The 16,839-nt window shown below is 72.6% G+C and carries 15 protein-coding genes; 4 read left to right on the plus strand and 11 right to left on the minus strand.

What is annotated here, in order from left to right; translation table 11 throughout:
- Window positions 1–9: 9 nt before the first annotated feature.
- Window positions 10–1,101, minus strand: coding sequence for a prephenate dehydrogenase (locus tag IGA62_RS07795; RefSeq protein ID WP_145815612.1), 1,092 nt, complete (start codon window positions 1,099–1,101; stop codon window positions 10–12).
- Window positions 1,102–1,387: 286 nt separating this feature from the next.
- Between IGA62_RS07795 and IGA62_RS07800 the strand changes: the two genes are divergently transcribed.
- Complete coding sequence (locus IGA62_RS07800) at window positions 1,388–3,229, plus strand: M48 family metallopeptidase (RefSeq protein ID WP_145815611.1); 1,842 nt, start codon at window positions 1,388–1,390, stop codon at window positions 3,227–3,229.
- Window positions 3,230–3,308: 79 nt separating this feature from the next.
- Here IGA62_RS07800 and dapC read toward each other — a convergent pair whose 3' ends face one another.
- Together dapC and fdxA are read right to left on the minus strand one after the other, a co-directional pair.
- Window positions 3,309–4,424, minus strand: a complete 1,116-nt coding sequence (gene dapC / locus IGA62_RS07805; RefSeq protein WP_186500179.1) for a succinyldiaminopimelate transaminase — start codon at window positions 4,422–4,424, stop codon at window positions 3,309–3,311.
- Window positions 4,421–4,747: a ferredoxin gene (gene fdxA, locus IGA62_RS07810; protein ID WP_176737747.1), complete on the minus strand. Its 327-nt coding sequence runs from the start codon at window positions 4,745–4,747 to the stop codon at window positions 4,421–4,423. The genes dapC and fdxA overlap by 4 nt, the downstream gene beginning before the upstream one ends.
- Before the next feature lie 79 nt (window positions 4,748–4,826).
- Here fdxA and IGA62_RS07815 point away from each other — a divergent pair, with 79 nt between their 5' ends.
- Window positions 4,827–5,780, plus strand: coding sequence for a GNAT family N-acetyltransferase (locus IGA62_RS07815; RefSeq protein ID WP_190289268.1), 954 nt, complete (start codon window positions 4,827–4,829; stop codon window positions 5,778–5,780).
- A 22-nt stretch (window positions 5,781–5,802) separates the two neighbouring features.
- On the opposite strand, the gene IGA62_RS07820 is transcribed toward IGA62_RS07815, so the two are convergent.
- From IGA62_RS07820 to mshB, 3 genes are all read right to left on the minus strand, one after another.
- Window positions 5,803–6,267: a hypothetical protein gene (locus IGA62_RS07820; protein WP_145815609.1), complete on the minus strand. Its 465-nt coding sequence runs from the start codon at window positions 6,265–6,267 to the stop codon at window positions 5,803–5,805.
- Window positions 6,268–6,345: 78 nt separating this feature from the next.
- Window positions 6,346–6,789, minus strand: coding sequence for a hypothetical protein (locus IGA62_RS07825; RefSeq protein ID WP_091458492.1), 444 nt, complete (start codon window positions 6,787–6,789; stop codon window positions 6,346–6,348).
- 17 nt (window positions 6,790–6,806) lie between these two features.
- Window positions 6,807–7,727, minus strand: a complete 921-nt coding sequence (gene mshB, locus IGA62_RS07830; protein ID WP_145815608.1) for an N-acetyl-1-D-myo-inositol-2-amino-2-deoxy-alpha-D-glucopyranoside deacetylase — start codon at window positions 7,725–7,727, stop codon at window positions 6,807–6,809.
- A gap of 120 nt (window positions 7,728–7,847) precedes the next feature.
- Here mshB and IGA62_RS07835 point away from each other — a divergent pair, with 120 nt between their 5' ends.
- The gene (locus tag IGA62_RS07835) at window positions 7,848–9,989 is read left to right on the plus strand and encodes a S9 family peptidase (protein WP_190289269.1); all 2,142 of its coding nucleotides are present in this window, start codon (window positions 7,848–7,850) and stop codon (window positions 9,987–9,989) included.
- Window positions 9,990–10,065: 76 nt separating this feature from the next.
- Here IGA62_RS07835 and IGA62_RS07840 read toward each other — a convergent pair whose 3' ends face one another.
- The 5 genes from IGA62_RS07840 to IGA62_RS07860 all read right to left on the minus strand — a co-directional run bounded on the left by IGA62_RS07840 (window position 10,066) and on the right by IGA62_RS07860 (window position 16,023).
- Window positions 10,066–11,802 carry an ABC transporter substrate-binding protein gene (locus IGA62_RS07840; RefSeq protein ID WP_145815607.1) on the minus strand — a complete coding sequence of 579 codons (1,737 nt, stop codon included), beginning with the start codon at window positions 11,800–11,802 and terminating at the stop codon, window positions 10,066–10,068.
- A 91-nt stretch (window positions 11,803–11,893) separates the two neighbouring features.
- Window positions 11,894–12,880 carry an ABC transporter permease gene (locus IGA62_RS07845; protein ID WP_145815606.1) on the minus strand — a complete coding sequence of 329 codons (987 nt, stop codon included), beginning with the start codon at window positions 12,878–12,880 and terminating at the stop codon, window positions 11,894–11,896.
- Window positions 12,881–12,890: 10 nt separating this feature from the next.
- Entirely contained in the window at window positions 12,891–13,898 is a 1,008-nt protein-coding gene (locus IGA62_RS07850) for an ABC transporter permease (protein WP_145815605.1), read from the minus strand.
- Entirely contained in the window at window positions 13,895–14,926 is a 1,032-nt protein-coding gene (locus IGA62_RS07855; protein ID WP_145821734.1) for an ABC transporter ATP-binding protein, read from the minus strand. Before IGA62_RS07855 ends, IGA62_RS07850 begins: the two co-directional genes overlap by 4 nt.
- 8 nt (window positions 14,927–14,934) lie before the next feature.
- Window positions 14,935–16,023, minus strand: coding sequence for an ABC transporter ATP-binding protein (locus IGA62_RS07860; protein WP_145821733.1), 1,089 nt, complete (start codon window positions 16,021–16,023; stop codon window positions 14,935–14,937).
- Window positions 16,024–16,277: 254 nt separating this feature from the next.
- On the opposite strand from IGA62_RS07860, the gene IGA62_RS07865 reads away from it, so the two are divergent.
- The gene (locus tag IGA62_RS07865) at window positions 16,278–16,826 is read left to right on the plus strand and encodes a Uma2 family endonuclease (protein ID WP_145815604.1); all 549 of its coding nucleotides are present in this window, start codon (window positions 16,278–16,280) and stop codon (window positions 16,824–16,826) included.
- Window positions 16,827–16,839 lie beyond the last annotated feature (13 nt).

Here is a 16,839-nt window from a genome sequence, read left to right on the forward strand (position 1 = left end):
GAGCTCACCCTAACCGCGCTCCGCCGACCCCGCCGGCTTGTGCGCGGTGTACTCGACCGTCGTCCCGCTCACCCGGCACCCACCGAGGTGCCCGCCGGCCGAACCGAGCGCGAGCAGGAACCCCAGCTCGTCCGGGGTGCCCGCAGGCCCACCCGGCCCGCCGGCCGCCCGAGCACCGGGCACGGCCTCGGGGCGGTCGCCGGGGACGGTCGGGAAGGTGCGCCGGAACTCGGTGAAGGTCCGGCCGAGCAGGGCGGTCCGCGCCGTCCGGGCCTCCCGGCAGGCGGCGGTGAGCGCACCGGCGTCGGCGTCGGCGAGCGCGTCGGCCAACTCGTCCAGGAAGGACCGGACACCGGCCAGTTCCCGCAGTACGTACTCCCGGTTGTCGAGCAGCATGTTGGCGGTCCGCTCGGCCGGGGCACCGGCCACCCGGCTGCCGTCCCGGAAGCTCCCGGCGGCCAACGCCAGCACCGCGTCACGCAGCGTGGAGCGGCCGGCGGCGCCGGCCAGGGCCCCGGCCAGCAGGTGCGGCACGTGCGAGGAGAGCGCCACCACCGCGTCGTGCTCGTCGGCCGCCATCGGCACCACCCGCGCCCGGAAGACCTCCAGGATCAGCGCGGCCAGCCGCCGGAACGCGGCGAGCCCCGGCCCCGCCGAGGGGCAGAGCACCCAGGCGGCACCGGCGAGGAGGTCCGGTTCGGCGGCACCGATCCCGGCCCGGTCGGTACCGGCCATCGGGTGCCCCGGTACGAAACGGTGGGTCAGGCCGTGCGCGGCGGCGAAGGCGGCCAGGCCCGCCTTGGTGCTGCCCACGTCGGTGAGGACGCACTCCTCGCCGGTCGCCGCCGCGACCGTCGGCAGGGTCTGCGGCAGGGTCGGCAACGGCCCGCAGAGGAAGACCACGTTCCGGCCGGCGACCGCCTCGGTCAGCTCGTCGGGGCAGGTGACACCACTGCGACGGGCCGCCAGGCGGGTCGCCGGGTCCGGGTCCCAGCCGGTCACGTCGAGGCCGGCCCGGTGCAGCCGGAGCAGGACCGAGCCACCGATCAGGCCGGTACCGACCACCGCCGCCCGAACCCGCGCCCCGGAGCTCGCCACCATCTTCCCTACCTCGGGTTCCGCTCGGTGCGGGTCCCAGCCGACCCGTTCGAGCGCCGAGGATATCCCCTGCACGGCCCGACGCGGACGGCCGCGCCGCCCCAAGACCAGCAAGCGGACGGCCTACCCGCAGCCGGAACGGCCACATGCCGGTTCCCTTCCCGGTTCGTCGCAAGATCGTTCGGTTTCGGGCGATCGCACCGGAAGAGGGTTGTCGTACGAAGATCGACGTCGTACCGTCCCTGCGCTGCCCTGCCGTTCGGGCGGGCCACGGGGAAAGGGAAACACCATGTCCGCGACGTACCGGGCGCTCGCCTCGGTGCTCATGTTGATCGGCTTCTACGTCGTCGCACTCCTCCAGCTCGCCGCCGTCGTCGCACTGGGCTGGTGGCTGCTGAGCGTCTCCAGCGGCATCCTCGCGGCGAAACTGATCTTCCCCCTGCTGGTCGCGCTCGGCGCGGTGGTGGTCGCGTTGTGGCGGGCCGTCCGCGCGACGAACGAGCCCGAGCCGGGCCTGATCGTCGGCGACCGGGAGGCGCCCCTGCTCTGGGCCACGGTCCGCGAGCTGGCCGCCGCGGTCGGCACCCGCGCCCCCGACGAGATCCGGATCGTGCCCGGCGTCAACGCCGCCGTCGCCGAGGACAGCAGGCTCCTCGGTCTGGTCGCCGGCCGGCGCACCCTCTACGTCGGACTCCCGCTGCTCCAGACGATGCGCATCGACCAGCTGCGCTCGGTGCTCGCGCACGAGCTGGGCCACTACTCCGGGCAGCACACCCGCCTGGGCGGGGTGGCGTACCGGGGACGGCTGGCCATCCTCGGCACCGTGGCCCGGATCAGCGGACGCAACCCGATCGGCTGGGTCTTCAAGACCTACGCCAAGCTCTACCTGCGGGTCGACAACGCGGCGTCGCGCCGCCAGGAACTGGAGGCGGACCGGTCGTCGGTGCTGCTCGCCGGCCCGGAGGCGGCGGCCTCCGCGCTGCGGGCCCTCCCCGCGCTGGACGCGGCGTGGGGCTTCTACATGCGCCGGTACGTCGAGCCGGGCTGGAGCGCCGACCTGGCCCCGGACGACCTCTTCGGCGGCTTCGCCGCGTTCTGCGCCGCCCGCCAGGAGGAACTGGCCACGCTCCGGGCAGCACCGCCACCCGAGCAGCAGTCGCCCTGGGACACCCACCCACCGATCGGCGTGCGGATCGCGGCGATGCGGAACGCGCCGGCCGGGGTCGTCGCCCCGGACCCGCGCCCGGCCGCCCACCTGGTCGCCGACCTGGCCGGCGCGGGCCGGCAGCTCCAGCAGGTCGTCGTCGACCACGGCCGGCGGCAGCGGCTGCCCTGGACCGAGTTCACCGCCGGGGCGGTGGCCGTGACGGTGCAGCGCCAGGCCGACCGCATCTACCGGGCGGTCGGCCGCTTCACCCGTACCCCGGACCCGTCCCTGTGGACGGTGCTGGAGCTGAGCCGGACGAACCGGCTGGGCGAGTTCGCCGAGCAGTTCTTCCCCGAGGCCACCCGCCGGGAGGCCGCCCAGCTCTTCGCCGAGCCGATGGAGATCCTGCTCGAGAACGCCACCGTCCGCGCCGGGGTGGCCCGGTGGGAGCACTCCTGGACCGGGCCGGCCCGCCTGGTCGGCCGGGCCGGCGAGCCGCTTGACCTGGCCGAGGCCGCCAAGCTGGCCGTCGCACCGCAGACCCTCGACGAGGCGCTGGCCCGGCTCGCCGGGTTCGGCGTCGACCCGACCCGGGTCACCGTGGTCGAGCGGCGGGTCACCGCCCACGACGCCGAGCTGATCGGTGGGATCGCCAACACGAAGATCAACGGCGTGCAACACGACCTGCTGATCCTGGACCGGGGGCTGGTGCTGGTCGGCAAGCCGGGCCGGGCCAACAAGGGCCAGAAGCGGCTGCGCAAGCTGGTCGAGTCGGCCCCGGTGGCACAGATCGCCGCCGCGAACGGCTTCCTGCCGTACGAGGAGATCGCCTCGGCCACGATCCGGAAGCGGATCCCGGTCAAGGCCGAGCTGACCCTGTACGACGGCCGTACGGTCACCGTGCAGGAGCTCTACGGCAGCGAACTGCTGGAGAAGCGCAGCCGGGACGCCCTGCTCACCGTCCTGAACTCGGTCGACAACTGACCCGGATGCGAGGAAGGGACCCCTCTGGTACGCCAGGGCGTCAGAACGGGTCCCTTCCTCGCGCGATCGACGGGAGCCGCTAGCGGGCGAGTCGGCCGGCCACCGCCGCGACCTGCTCGTCGGAGGCGGTGAACGCGATCCGGACGTGGTGGCTGCCGCCGGGCCCGTAGAGCGCCCCCGCGGCGGCCAGGATGCCCCGCCGGGCCAGCCAGTCGACGGTCTGCCAGCACTCCTCACCACCCCGGCTGAGCCAGAGGTAGAGCCCCGCCTCGGAGTGCTCGACCGTGAACCCGGCCCCGGTGAACGCGGCGAGCAGCGCCTCCCGCCGGGCCCGGTAGCGTTCCCGCTGCTCGTCGGCGTGCCGGTCGTCGGTCAACGCGGCCACCATCGCCGCCTGCACCGGTGCGGGCACGATCATGCCGGCGTGCTTACGGACCTTGAGCAGCTCGGCGACCAGGGTCGGGTCCCCGGCGACCAGCCCGGCCCGGTAACCGGCGAGGTTCGAGCGCTTGGAGAGCGAGTGCACGGCGAGGACGCCCTCGTACGAGCCGCCGCAGACCTCGGGCGAGAGCACCGACACCGGTTCGGCGTCGGCCGACCAGTCCAGCGGCAGGTAGCACTCGTCGCTGGCCACCACGGCGCCCCGCTCGCGCGCCCAGTCGACCACCTTGCGCAGGTGCGCGGCGGGCAGCACCCGGCCGGTCGGGTTGGCCGGCGAGTTCACCCAGACGAGGCGGACCCGGGGGGTCGGCCCGACCGCGGTCAGCGAGTCGGTCCGCACCTCGGTGGCGCCGGCCAGACGGACCCCGTCGGAGTAGGTGGGGTAACAGACCGACGGCACCACGACCACGTCACCCGGACCGATGCCGAGCAGGGTCGGCAGCCAGGCGACCAGCTCCTTGGAGCCGATCGTCGGCAGCACGCCGAACCCGTCGGCGGTCGCCCCGCAGGTGCGCCGCACCCAGGTCGCGATGGCCTCGCGCAACGCGGGCGTGCCCGCGGTGAGCGGATACCCGGGTGCGTCGGACGCGTCCGCCAGAGCCCGACGGACCACCTCGGGCACCGGGTCGACCGGGGTGCCCATGGACAGGTTGATCATCCCGTCCGGGTACGCCGCGGCCAGGGCGGCCGCGGCGTCCAGGGTGTCCCAGGTGAACTCGGGCAGCCGCGACGAGACCGGCGCGGGCCGGTTCAGTGGCCCTCTCCGCGTGGCGGCTGGGCGGCGACGAACGGCGTGTCCTTCTCGATCTTGCCGATCTTCGAGGCGCCGCCCGGAGAGCCGAGGTCCTCGAAGAACTCGTAGTTCGCCGAGGTGTAGTCCTTCCAGTTCTCCGGGACGTCGTCCTCGTAGAAGATCGCCTCGACCGGGCAGACCGGCTCACAGGCACCGCAGTCGACGCACTCGTCAGGGTGGATGTAGAGCATCCGGTTGCCCTCGTAGATGCAGTCGACCGGGCACTCCTCGATGCATGCCTTGTCGAGCACATCCACGCACGGCTCGGCGATGATGTAGGTCACCGGTCTTCTCCTCCGCAAGACGCGTCGCGATCCGCCGCGACGGTAAGAGCCTAGTATCTCGCCGGGGAGGAGGTCGATCGTGCTCCGACAGCAGGATGTGGGACATCGGATCGTGGTCCGTCGGATTGTGGGGATTCGTGAGGGCCGCCCCCTCTTCTCCGACGCACTGGGCGAATTGGTCGAGCTGGATGAGACCCACATCACTCTCGCCACCGACCAGGGTCGGGTCCAGGTCCCCCGGGACGAGGTGCACCGGGCCAAGTGGGTGCCGGCGGCCCGGCGACCGACCGCCGCCGCGGTGATCGCCCTGGAACTCGCCGCCGACGAGGCCTGGCCCGCCCCGGTACGCGGGCGCCTCGGTGACTGGCTGCTGCGCAGCGCCGCCGGCTGGACCGGACGCGCGAACACGGCGCTGCCGATCGGCGACCCCGACCGGCCCCTGCCGGCCGCCGTCGACGCCGTCGAACGTTGGTACGCCGACCAGGGACAGCCCGCGATGGTCAACACCCCGCTACCGCTGGCCACACCCGTGGGAGCGGAGCTGGACGCGCGCGGCTGGGGGGCCCGGCCGCTCACGCTGGTACAGACCGTGGCCCTGGACCGGCTGCGGGCCACGCTGCCGGCCCCCGGGCCCACGGTGGAGTTGACGGCCGCCCCGTCGGCGCAGTGGCTCGCCGTCGCCGCCGGGCGCAAGGGCGGCCTCCCCGACGCCGCGCGTCACGTGCTCACCGCCGTGGACCGACTCCGCTTCGCCCACCTGTACGCCGACGGCGCGCTGGTCGCGGTCGGCCGGGGGACGGTCACCGGGGAGGGCCGCTGGCTGGGGCTGAGCCTGATCGAGGTGGTGCCCGAGTTCCGGGGCCGGGGGCTGGCCCGCCAGGTGGTCCGGGCGCTCGCCGACTGGGGTGCCGACTCCGGCGCCACCGACGTCTTCCTCCAGGTGGAGCAGCGCAACACGCCGGCTGTCACCCTGTACCGGAGCCTCGGCTTCACCACCCACCACACGTACCTGACCCGGGTCGCCCCCGCCTGATCCCGGCCGGTGCGGGGTCGGGTCAGCGGCGGACCGGGCGGCGCGGCTTGGCGCTCTTCACCTCGGCGTACCGCTTGAGCTGCTGGGAGCGGTAGTCGACGCCGAGCGCCGTGGCGATCAGGTAGCCGGTCAGGATGCCGGCTCCGGTGGCCAGCAGGTAGAGCCCGATCTGGGCGAAGAAGGTGCCCGCGCCGCCGGCGAACGGGTTGTTGCCGACCAGCAGTGGGCCGACCAGGACGGTCAGCAGCATCGCCGCGCCCACGGCGGCGGCGAGGTCACCACCCCACCGGGACACCGCGCTGCGCCGTGCCCAGTTGAAGGTGACGGCCGCGAGGATCACCCCGATCACCAGGAACATGACCAGCGAGACCCGGTCGGCGGCGACCGGATCCTCGTCGAAAGCGAACCGGGCCACCAGCCGGGCGACCACGTTGACCGCGAACAGCACGCCCGCCAGCACGCCGATCGGTCGCCACTGGTCCCTCATCGCACGCCTCCCGCCGTACCGCCCGCCCCGGCGGCGGGCTTCCTGGCAGGAATATCTACCACCAGGGTGGGGCCAGCGTCACTTGGCCGTTCGGGTCGGCGGGGCCAGCATCAGCCGGAAACCCGCCACGGCGAACGTCATGGCACCCGCCACGATCATCGCCAGGCCCACCCAGTTGTTCCCGGAGAGCAGCACGTCCCCCTCGTCCGTGCGGCCCGCCGCCACGACCATCATCGCGAACCAGGGCACCGCCGGCAGCACCACCGCCCAACGACGCCCCACGGTGACGTGGGCGAACCAGCCCAGTACGACGTTCGCCACGATCGCCACCAGCACCGACACCCCGATGAGCTGACCGCCCACCCGGACCCCGGCGAGCACCAGTTCCACCACCGCGGTCAGCGCACCCCCGAACACGGCGAGCGCGCCGCCGGCCACCCGCAGCGCCAGGTCGAGCACCCGTACCGCACGTCCGGGCGACGACGGCGGCGCGGCCTGCTCCGGCTCCGGGGTGACCGACATCGACGCGGTGGGCAGGGTCACCGGTGACCGGCCGCCGTGGCGGCGTCCCGCGGCGCGGTCGTGTCCAACCCGGCGAAGAGATCGTCCTCCCAGCCGTACGGGCCGCTGCCGGGTCCCTTCTCGCCGACCGCGAGGAAGAAGTACTCCACGCCCATGAACTCGCTGCCGAAGTTGCCGGCGATCGAGTACAGCCACGAGTTGTCCGGGATCTGCGTGGCGTGGGCCCGCATCGCCGCCTCCTTCGCGGCGTGCTGGTCGGTGGCGTCGATCCGCGCCGCGATGTCCTTGTCGGGGGTGCCGAAGGGCAGCTCGGACAGGTCGGTGACGTCGGCGAACGGGTTGTCCGCGGAGTCGGCGAAGTGGGTCAGGCCGGCTTCCAGCACGCTGATCGGCATCGCCGTCCAGTAGACCTTGGCGGGGGCGAAACCCTCGGCCCGGGCCAGCTCGACGGCACGCATCGCCACCCGGTGCGCCTGGATGTGGTCCGGGTGCCCGTAGAAGCCGTTCTCGTCGTAGGTGACCAGGACCTGCGGACGTACCTCCCGCATGATCTCCACCAGGTACCCGGCGGCGGTGTCCAGGTCGGCCTGCCAGAAGGCGCGGGGGTGCTCGTTCGTGGCCAGGCCCATCATGCCGGAGTCACGGTAGCGACCCGCGCCACCGAGGAAGCGGTGGTCGGTGACGCCGAGCGCCGCGCAGGCGGCGGCCAGTTCCGCGATCCGGTACCCACCGAGCTGGTCGGCCTCGGCGGCGGCGAGCCCGGCCAGCTCCGGCACGTGGATCTCGCCCTCCTCACCGAGGGTGCAGGTCACCAGCGTGACGTGGGCACCGGTCGCGGCGTAGTGCGCCATCGTCGACCCGGTGCCGATCGACTCGTCGTCGGGGTGGGCGTGGACCAGCAGGAGCCGGCGGTCGGGCAGCGTCGTCACGCCGGCCACTCTAACCGTCGCGGCGGCCCGCGTCGGTTCTCCACGCGTACCGCGCGGGCCGGCGGCGGTTCCCGACGCGTACCGGCAGGTCGGCCACATCGCCCCCGGTCCGCCTCTACGATCGGCCGTGTGGACTATCCGGAGCTGGCCGCCCGCACCCGACGGTTCAGCCACGGGGCGCCGCGCGCCGTCACCGTGGCCGACGACGGATCGCGGGTGGTCTTCCTGCGCTCGGGCGGTCCGCAGGATCCGACCGACGCGCTCTGGCTACTCGACGTCACCTCCGGTGCGGAGCGCCTGGTGGCCGAACCCACCGCGCTGCTCGGCGGAGACGGAGCAGCCGGTGACCTGCCGGCCACCGAGCGGGCGTTGCGCGAGCGGCTGCGGCTCAGCGCCGGCGGCATCGGCTCGTACGCGACCGACCCGGCCGCCCGGGTGGCCGTCTTCACCCTCGCCGGTCGGTTGTTCCGGGCCGACCTGGTGCACGGCGACGTGGTCGAGGTGGCCACCGCCGGTCCGGCGATCGACCCGCGCCCGGATCCGACCGGCCAGCGACTGGCGTACGTCACCGACGCCGGGGCCACGACCCGCCGCGGCGAGCTGCGGGTGATCGAGCCGGACGGGTCGGACACCATGCTCGCCGGTGAGGACTCTCGCGTGACCTGGGGGCTGGCCGAGCACATCGCCGCCGAGGAGTTCGACCGGTTCCGGGGCTACTGGTGGGCGCCGGACGGCCGGTCGATCCTGGCCGCCCGGGTCGACGAGTCCCGGTTGACCCGCTGGCACCTGCACGACCCGGCCGACCCGGCGAGCCCCCCGGTGAGCGTCGCGTACCCGGTGGCCGGTGGCCCGAACGCGGAGGTGAGCCTGCACCTGCTCGACCTCGACGGCGGCTGGGTCGACGTGCACTGGGACCGCGAGACCTACCCGTACCTGGTCGCGGTCGACTGGGTCGACGGCGGGCCGTTGATCACGGTGCTGCGCCGGTCCCAGCAGCACGGCCTGGTGCTGGCGGTCGACCCGCGCACCGGCGAGACGCAGGTGCACGCCGAGCTGGCCGACCCGCGCTGGGTGGACCCGATCCCGGGCACCCCCGCGCACCTGCCGGACGGCCGGGTGCTGGTCGGCGGCGAACTGGCCCACGACGGGTACGACGCCCGGTGCCTCTTCGCCGACGGCACCCTGCTCACCCCGCCCTCGCTCTACGTACGCCGGGTGGTCGGCCGGCTCACGGCCGGCAGCGGCCCGGCCGACCTGCTGGTGGAGGCGAGCGACGGCGAGCCGAGCCAGCGGCACCTGTTCCGGGTCCGGACGGTGATCGGGGGCGGGGTGGACGCCCGCCGGCTGACCCAGGACGAGGGCTGGCACACCGCCGTCGTCGGCGGGGACGTGCTGGTGGTCGGGTACGCCTCGCTGGACCATCCGGGGGTCCGCTGGACGGTGCGCCGGGGCGACGAGGAGGTCGCCACGCTGCGCTCGCACGCCGCCACCCCGCCCTGGGCACCCCGACCGGCCCTGGAACGGGTGACCGACCGGCAGTTGCCCGCCGCGGTCGTCTACCCGGGCAACCACGTCGCCGGGCGGCGGCTGCCGGTGCTGCTGGACGTCTACGGCGGCCCGGGGCACCAGGAGGTGGTGGCCGCCCGGGGGGCCTGGCTGGAACGGCAGTGGTGGGCGGACGCGGGCTTCGCGGTGGTCACCGTCGACAACCGGGGTACGCCGGGTGTCTCGCCCTCGTTCGAGAAGGTGATCCACCGACGGGTGGCGGACGTGGTCCTCGCCGACCAGCTCGACGCGCTGACCGCGCTGGCCGAGAAGCACCCCGACCTCGACCTGGGGCGGGTCGCGGTGCGCGGCTGGTCGTTCGGGGGGTGGCTCGCGGCGTTGGCGGTGCTCCGGCACCCGGAGCGGTTCCGCTGCGGGATCGCCGGGGCACCGGTGTCCGACTGGGCGCTCTACGACACCGCGTACAGCGAGCGTTACCTGGGCCTGCCGGACGAGGGGTCGGACGTCTACAGCCACCACAACCTGGTCGAGCTGGCCGCCGAGCCGCCGGCCCGCGCGGACGACGTCCGGCCGCTGCTGCTGGTGCACGGCCTGGCCGACGACAACGTGGTGGCCGCGCACACGCTGCGCCTGTCGGCGGCGCTGCTGGCCACCGGCCGTCCGCACGCGGTGCTGCCGCTGACCGGGGCGACCCACATGGCCGCCGGTGGCACCGCCGAACGGCTGCTCCGGTTGGAGCTGGACTTCCTCCGTACCCACCTGTGAGCAGGGGTCCCCTGCTCGGCGGAAAGCGCGAACCGGGGACCCCTGCTACCACCTCGGCCTCAGCCGAGGGGGTAGGTCACTGCTTGACGTGCACGTTCACGAAGGACGGGTAGCCGAAGATGCTGTCGATGAAGACGCCACCGACCTTGGAGCCGTGCACGTAGAAGCCGTTCTCCACGAACAGCGGCACGGCCGGGGCCAGCTCCTTCATGATCCGCTCGTCCAGCTTGGCCCACTCGGCGCCCTGCTGGGCCACCGGCAGCGCGAGCACCCGGTCGAACTCGGCGTTGATCGCGTCGCTGTTGACGTACGACCGGTTGCTGTTGTTGGTGGCCTTGATGGTGCGGCCGTCGAAGAGCACCGGCAGGATCGCCGCGCCGCTCGGCCAGTCCGCGGCCCACTGGTCGATCCAGATGTCCCAGGGGTTGTCCTTCTTGCCGACCTCGTCGAGCTTGGCGTCGGCCGGGATGACCTTCACCGTGATCTTGAAGCCGGCCTTCTCCAGGTTGCCCTTGAGCTGGGTGGCCAGTTCGGTGGAGTCGTCGCCGATCCCGAGCACCAGCTCCGGGGTCTTGCCGGCGAGCAGTTCCTTGGCCTTGTCCACGTTGCCGTTCGGCCCCGCCGGGTAGGCGTCGTGCTTCTGGTAGCCGATCGTCGACGGCGGCAGCAGGGTGGTCACCGCGCGGGCGGAGGACTCGCCGCCGTACGCCTTGATGAAGCCGTCCCGGTCGATGGCGTAGTTGAGCGCCTGCCGGACCGGGAGGTCGGTGACCCGGCTGGTGTTGATGGTCAGCCGCCAGAGGCTCGGCGTCGGCCCCTGGATGGTGCGCGGCTTCAGCGCGGCGTCTCCGGCGACCCGGGCGACCAGCGCGGCCGGGACGCCGTTGAAGGCCAGCGCCGCCTGGTCGTCACCGTTGTCGGCGATCACCCGGTTGGCGCCCGCCTCCGGGTCCGGCCCGAAGTTCCAGACGATCCGGTCCGGGTACGCGTGCCGCACCGGGTCGGTCTTCGCGTCCCAGTGCTCGTTGCGCTCCATCAGCAGCTCGACGCCGGCGGTGTTCTTGGTGATCTTGTAAGGCCCGGAGGAGAAGGGCTGGTTGTCCAGGTTGACCCCGGTGTCCTTCTCCGGCTTGAGCGGCGCGGTGTACGGCAGCGACGCGGCGAACGGCAGGTCGCAGTGCGCCTTGGCGAACTCGAAGCGCAGGGTCTTCGCGTCCGGGGTGGTCAGGCCGGGCGGCAGCGAGGTCTTGTTCGCCTTGAAGTTCCACTTGGTGTCGTACTGCGGGGTGTCGGCGAGCCACTCCTGGAGGTAGGTCGGGCCGCCGGTCAGGTCGGGGTCGAAGGAGCGGGCGATGCCGTAGGCGATCTCCTTCGAGGTGATCGGGGTGCCGTCCTCGAACTTCACCCCGTCCTTGATCTTGAACTCCCAGACCTTGCAGTCGGAGTTGACGTCCTTGCCCGGCGTCTCGGCCAGGTCGCCGACCAGGGTGACCTTGCCCGAGCCGTCGTCCTTGAACGTCGTCAGGAAACGGCTGTAGAGCGGGGCGTTCATCAGCCCGGCGAACGAGTAGATCCGCTGCGGGTCCATGTGCGAGATCTTGTTCTGCCGGATCACCCGGAAGGTCCCGCCCTTCGCCGCGCCCGGCACCTCGGGGGCCGGTCCCATCGAGTCCTTCGGGTCGGTGGCGATCGACCCGCTCTGCACCCGGTCGGAGTCGACGGTGCCCTCGGTGCCCTTGTTCTCGCTGCACGCCGCCATGGCCGCGAGCAGTGCGAGCGCTCCGCCTGCGGCGGCTGCCCTCTTCAGGCGCATGTCGCGCCCTCCTCCCCTGCCTGTAAGAAATTTACGAGTGGTCTAACAGAACCGATGGATACTTTTCCACGGGTGGAACAGGGTCGATGCTTTATCGCAACCGGACCCGGGGGTCGATGGCCGCGTAGAGCAGGTCGACGACGACGTTCGCCAGCACGATGAAGACCGCCGAGATCAGCACTGTGGCCATGATCGTGGGCAGGTCGCCGGAGCGGACCGCGTCGACGGCGGTCCGGCCGAGCCCCTGGATGCCGAAGGTGGTCTCGGTGATCACCGTGCCGCCGAGCGCGCCGCCGACGTCCAGCCCGGCGATGGTGACCACCGGCGTGATCGCGGCGCGCAGCGCGTGCCGCCCGTACACGGTGCGCTTCGGCAGGCCCTTGGCGCGGGCGGTGCGGACGAAGTCCTCGGAGAGCGTCTCCAGCATCTGCGCCCGGGAGAGCCGGGCGTAGATCGCGGAGAACAGGAAGGCCAACGACACCCAGGCGAGCACCAGCCCGCTGGCCCACTTCACCGGATCGTCGAACATCGACGTGTACCCCGGCACCGGCGTCAGCCGCAGCTGATAGGTGAAGATCAGCAGCAGGACCGCGCCGACGAAGTAGAGCTGCAACGACGCACCGGCCAGCGAGAAGCCGATCGCCGCCTTGTCCAGCCAGGTCCCCCGGCGCAGCGCGGAGACCATGCCCAGGCCGACCCCGACCACCAGCCAGAGGATGGCCGCCGGCAGCACGATGCTCAGCGTCACCGGCAGCACCCGGACCAGGGTGTCGGTGACCGCCTCGTTGTTCACGTACGACCAGCCGAGGCAGGGGGCGTCACACCGGCCGCCCTGGGCGCTGCCCAGGTCCCGCCCGGCGACGATGCCCTTCATGTAGTTCGCGTACTGCTGCACCAGCGGGTCGTTCAGGCCCAGCTCGTCGCGGACCCGTTCGAGCCGCTCGGCGTTGCAGTTCTTCGGGCACATGCCGCTGACCGGGTCCCTGGGCAGGGCGAAGAACATCAGGAAGCTGAGCACGCTCACCGCGAAGAGGGTGAGGACGGCGCTGAGCAGCCGGCGGACCAGGAATCGCGTCATAAGGGGCTCCTCACCGGGACGACTTCGGATCGAGCGCGTCGCGCAGCGAGTCACCGAACAGGTTGAACGCGAGCACCAGCGCGAAGATCGTGATGCCCGGGAAGAAGACGTAGGCCGGGTCGGTCTGGAGGTACGGGATGCTCTGGAAGATCATCCGGCCGAAGTCGGCGGTGGGTTCGAGGATGCCGATGCCGAGGAACGACAGCGCCGCCTCACCGGTGATGTACTGCGGCACGGCGAGCGAGAACGCCACCAGGATCGGCGCCCAGAGGTTCGGCAGGAGCTGCCGGAACATGATGTGCCCCAGTCCCGCGCCACTGGCCCGGGCCGCCTCCACGAACTCCCGTTCGCGCAGCGAGACGACCTGGCCCCGGACCAGCCGGGCGGTGCTGGTCCAGCTGAACGCGGCGAACACCCCGATCAGCACGGCCACCTGGAACCAGGGCGGCACCTCCTCACGCGGGCCGTAGAAGCGCAGCGCCACGGTCGGCACCACGGCCAGCGCGAAGATCAGGAACGGCAGGGCCAGCGCCACGTCGGTGATCCAGCTGATCACCGTGTCGACCATCCCGCCCAGGTAACCGGCGAGGATGCCGGCGACCACGCCGATCGCCGTGGTCACCACGGCGGCGGCGAACGCGATGAACAGCGAGGTGCGCAGCCCGTACACCATCCGGATGAAGATGTCCCGGCCGAGCCGGGGTTCCAGCCCGAACCAGTGGTCGCCGCTGACCCCGCCGACGTAGCCGAGCGGCATGCCGTTGCCGTCCAGCAGCTCCTGGAACTGCTCGTTCGGGCCGACGCCGTACAGCTTCGAGATCAACGGGGCGGCGAGCGCGACCAGCATCAGCACCAGCAGCACCACGCCGGTGACCACCGCCGTACGGTCGCGGCGCAGCCGGACCCAGGCGAGCTGACCCGGCGACCGGCCGACGACCTCGCGTTTCGCGACGCCGCCGCCGTCGGTCGCCGGGGCGATCTCCGCCCGGACCTCACCCTCCACCGGGGACAGGCTCATCGCGACACCTCATTCGGTACGGCCACCACGTCGCCGGTCGACGCCAGCGGCCCGGTCTCGGGGTGGTGGCAGGCGGTGGCCTGCCGGCCGCCCTCCCTCGGGACGAGGGCGGGGGTCTCGGTGGCACACCGGTCGGTGGCCTTCCAGCAGCGGGTACGGAACCGGCAGCCCGACGGCGGGTCCAGCGGCGTGGGCACGTCCCCGACGAGCCGGATCCGCCCCTCCGCCCCCTGGCCGGTCACGTCCGGCACCGCCGACAGCAACGCGCGGGTGTACGGGTGCTGCGGGCGCTGGTAGATGTCGTCCCGGTCGCCGATCTCCACGATCCGGCCGAGGTACATCACCGCGACCCGCTGGCTGAAATGCCGCACCACCGCCAGGTCGTGGGCGATGAACACGAACGCCAGCCCCAGGTCGCGTTGCAGCCGGCGCAGCAGGTTGACCACCTGCGCCTGGATCGAGACGTCCAACGCCGAGACCGGCTCGTCGGCCACGATCAGCTTCGGGTTGAGGGCGAGCGCGCGGGCGATGCCGATGCGCTGCCGCTGGCCGCCGGAGAACTCGTGCGGGTACCGGTTGTAGTGCTCCGGGTTCAACCCGACCAGTTCCAGCAGCTCCCGGACCCGGTTCCGGACCCCGCCGGGCGGGGTGATGCCGTTGACCTCCAGCGGCATCGCCACGATCCGCCCCACCGTGTGCCGGGGGTTCAGGGAGGCGTACGGGTCCTGGAAGATGATCTGGAGGTCCTGCCGGAGTCGGCGCAGGTCCCGGCCCCGCGCCCGGGCGATCTCCTGCCCGGCGAAGGTGACGGTGCCGGCGGTGGGCTCCATCAGGCGTACCAGCATCCGACCGGTGGTGGTCTTGCCGCACCCGGACTCCCCCACCAGGCCCAGGGTCTGCCCCGCCTCGACGTCGAAGTCCACGCCGTCGACCGCCCGCACCAGTCCCGACCGGCGCAGTCCCTCCCGCACCGGGAAGTGCTTGGTCAGCCCCCGGACGCTCAGCAGCGGCTCCACGGAGCCGGTCATCGGGGCGCTCACCGGGCCACCCCCACCCGCTCGGCCTCGTCGGCCCAGATCCGTGCCCGCTCGTCCGCCGGCAGGTGACACGCCACCCGGTGCCCCGTGTCGCCCACCGGCACCAGCTCCGGCACCTGCGTCCGGGAGCGGCCGTCGGTCCGGTCCGCCCACCGGCACCGGGGATGGAAGGCGCAGCCCGACGGCAGGTCGATCAGGCTCGGCGGGTTGCCGGCGATCGGCCGGAGGTCCGCGTCCGCGTCCCCGTGCAACGAGGGCACGCTGCCGAGCAGCCCCCAGGTGTACGGGTGCGCCGGCGACCGCAGCACCTCCGTGACGTCGCCGTACTCCACCGCCCGGCCCCCATACATCACCAGCACCTCGTCCGCCACCTGACTGACCACGCCGAGATCGTGGGTGATCAACACGATCGCCGAGCCGAACTCCTGCTGGAGATCGGTCAACAGGTCCAGGATCTGCGCCTGCACCGTCACGTCCAGGGCCGTGGTCGGCTCGTCGGCGATCAGCAGCTGCGGGTCGTTGACCAGGGCCATCGCGATCATGGCCCGCTGCCGCATACCGCCGGAGAACTCGTGTGGGTACTGCTCGGCCCGCCGCCCCGGCTGCGGAATCCCGACCCGGTCCAGCATCTCCACCGCCCGCGTCCACGCCGCGCGGCGTCCCGCCCCCGGATGGTGCACCCGGTAGGCCTCCGCGATCTGCCGTCCGACCGGATAGAACGGGTGCAGCGCGGAGAGCGGGTCCTGGAAGATCATCGCGACGTCCCGGCCGCGCAGCCGGCGGGCCCGCTCCTCCGGCAGGCCGACCAACTGGTGGTCACCGACCCGGATCTCCCCGGTCACCGTGGCCCGGCGCGGGTCGTGCAGGCCCAGGACGGCCAGGGACGTCACGCTCTTGCCCGACCCGGACTCGCCGACGATCCCCAGGGTCCGGCCGCGCTCCACCGCGAACGACACCCCGTCGACCGCCCGCACCACGCCGTCCTCGGTGGCGAACTGCACCCGCAGATCGGTCACCCGCAGATACGGCCCACTCGCGCTATGCTCCCCCGGCGCGGCACGGTGGTCGTCCGGCTTCTCGGCCGGCATCGACTCGGGTCTCTTCACGACCGACCGCCCCCCTGGCTGACGAAGAGAACTTGCAGCGGTTCCCAGAGGGTGAAAATAAGCTACAAGCGCCGTCCTGTCAGCCGTCGGTCCCGTAACGAGTCGGCATCACCGTGTTCATCACCCCGGCCGGGACCTGCCCGGACGCGGCCGGGAAGCCCTGCTGGTCGCACCCGGGGTGCGACGATGGGGCGGGCGACGACGAGAGGATTCCCGCGCCCGAGGTGGAGGTGACCATGACCGCAGCGCTGTTCGGCCACGACGGACCGTGGACGGAGGAGGAGTACCTCGCCCTCGGGGAGACGCGGCAACGCGTCGAACTCTTCGACGGGAGCCTCCACGTGACCCCAGCCCCCACGCCCCGCCACCAACGCATCGCGCGCAGGCTCGGCAACGTCCTCGAACCGGCCGCCGAGGCGGCCGGGCTGGAGCTGTTGGAAGCGGTGAACGTACGACTCAGACCGGACCGTATTCCGATCCCCGATGTCGTGATCACCGGCCCCATCGACCTCGACCAGGTGAACATCGACGCGGCCGACGTCCGGTTGATCTGCGAGATCGTCTCACCGGGCAACGCGGCCACCGACCGGGTACTCAAGATGCACTACTACGCCGAGGCACGTATCCCCTGGTATCTGCTGGTCGAGCAGGAGACCGGCAGCCTGCACCTCTACCGGGAGAAGAACGGCCACCACGTCGAGGAGTCGACGGCCGCTCCGGGCGGCCTGCTGGAACTGACGGAGCCGGTGCACGTCGCCATCCGGCCGGAGCGGTTGCTGGACTGACAAGTGTCGGGGG

It is taken from the genome of Micromonospora sagamiensis (assembly GCF_014680085.1).
Taxonomy (GTDB): Bacteria; Actinomycetota; Actinomycetes; order Mycobacteriales; family Micromonosporaceae; genus Micromonospora; species Micromonospora inyonensis.

Coding starts and splice junctions, on each gene's coding strand:
- IGA62_RS07795 (WP_145815612.1), bottom strand. CDS start 1,101: ATGGTGGCGAGCTCCGGGGCGCGGGTTCGGGCGGCGGTGGTCGGTACC.
- IGA62_RS07800 (WP_145815611.1), top strand. CDS start 1,388: ATGTCCGCGACGTACCGGGCGCTCGCCTCGGTGCTCATGTTGATCGGC.
- IGA62_RS07820 (WP_145815609.1), bottom strand. CDS start 6,267: ATGAGGGACCAGTGGCGACCGATCGGCGTGCTGGCGGGCGTGCTGTTC.
- IGA62_RS07825 (WP_091458492.1), bottom strand. CDS start 6,789: ATGTCGGTCACCCCGGAGCCGGAGCAGGCCGCGCCGCCGTCGTCGCCC.
- IGA62_RS07840 (WP_145815607.1), bottom strand. CDS start 11,802: ATGCGCCTGAAGAGGGCAGCCGCCGCAGGCGGAGCGCTCGCACTGCTC.
- IGA62_RS07845 (WP_145815606.1), bottom strand. CDS start 12,880: ATGACGCGATTCCTGGTCCGCCGGCTGCTCAGCGCCGTCCTCACCCTC.
- IGA62_RS07850 (WP_145815605.1), bottom strand. CDS start 13,898: ATGAGCCTGTCCCCGGTGGAGGGTGAGGTCCGGGCGGAGATCGCCCCG.
- IGA62_RS07855 (WP_145821734.1), bottom strand. CDS start 14,926: ATGACCGGCTCCGTGGAGCCGCTGCTGAGCGTCCGGGGGCTGACCAAG.
- IGA62_RS07860 (WP_145821733.1), bottom strand. CDS start 16,023: ATGCCGGCCGAGAAGCCGGACGACCACCGTGCCGCGCCGGGGGAGCAT.
- IGA62_RS07865 (WP_145815604.1), top strand. CDS start 16,278: ATGACCGCAGCGCTGTTCGGCCACGACGGACCGTGGACGGAGGAGGAG.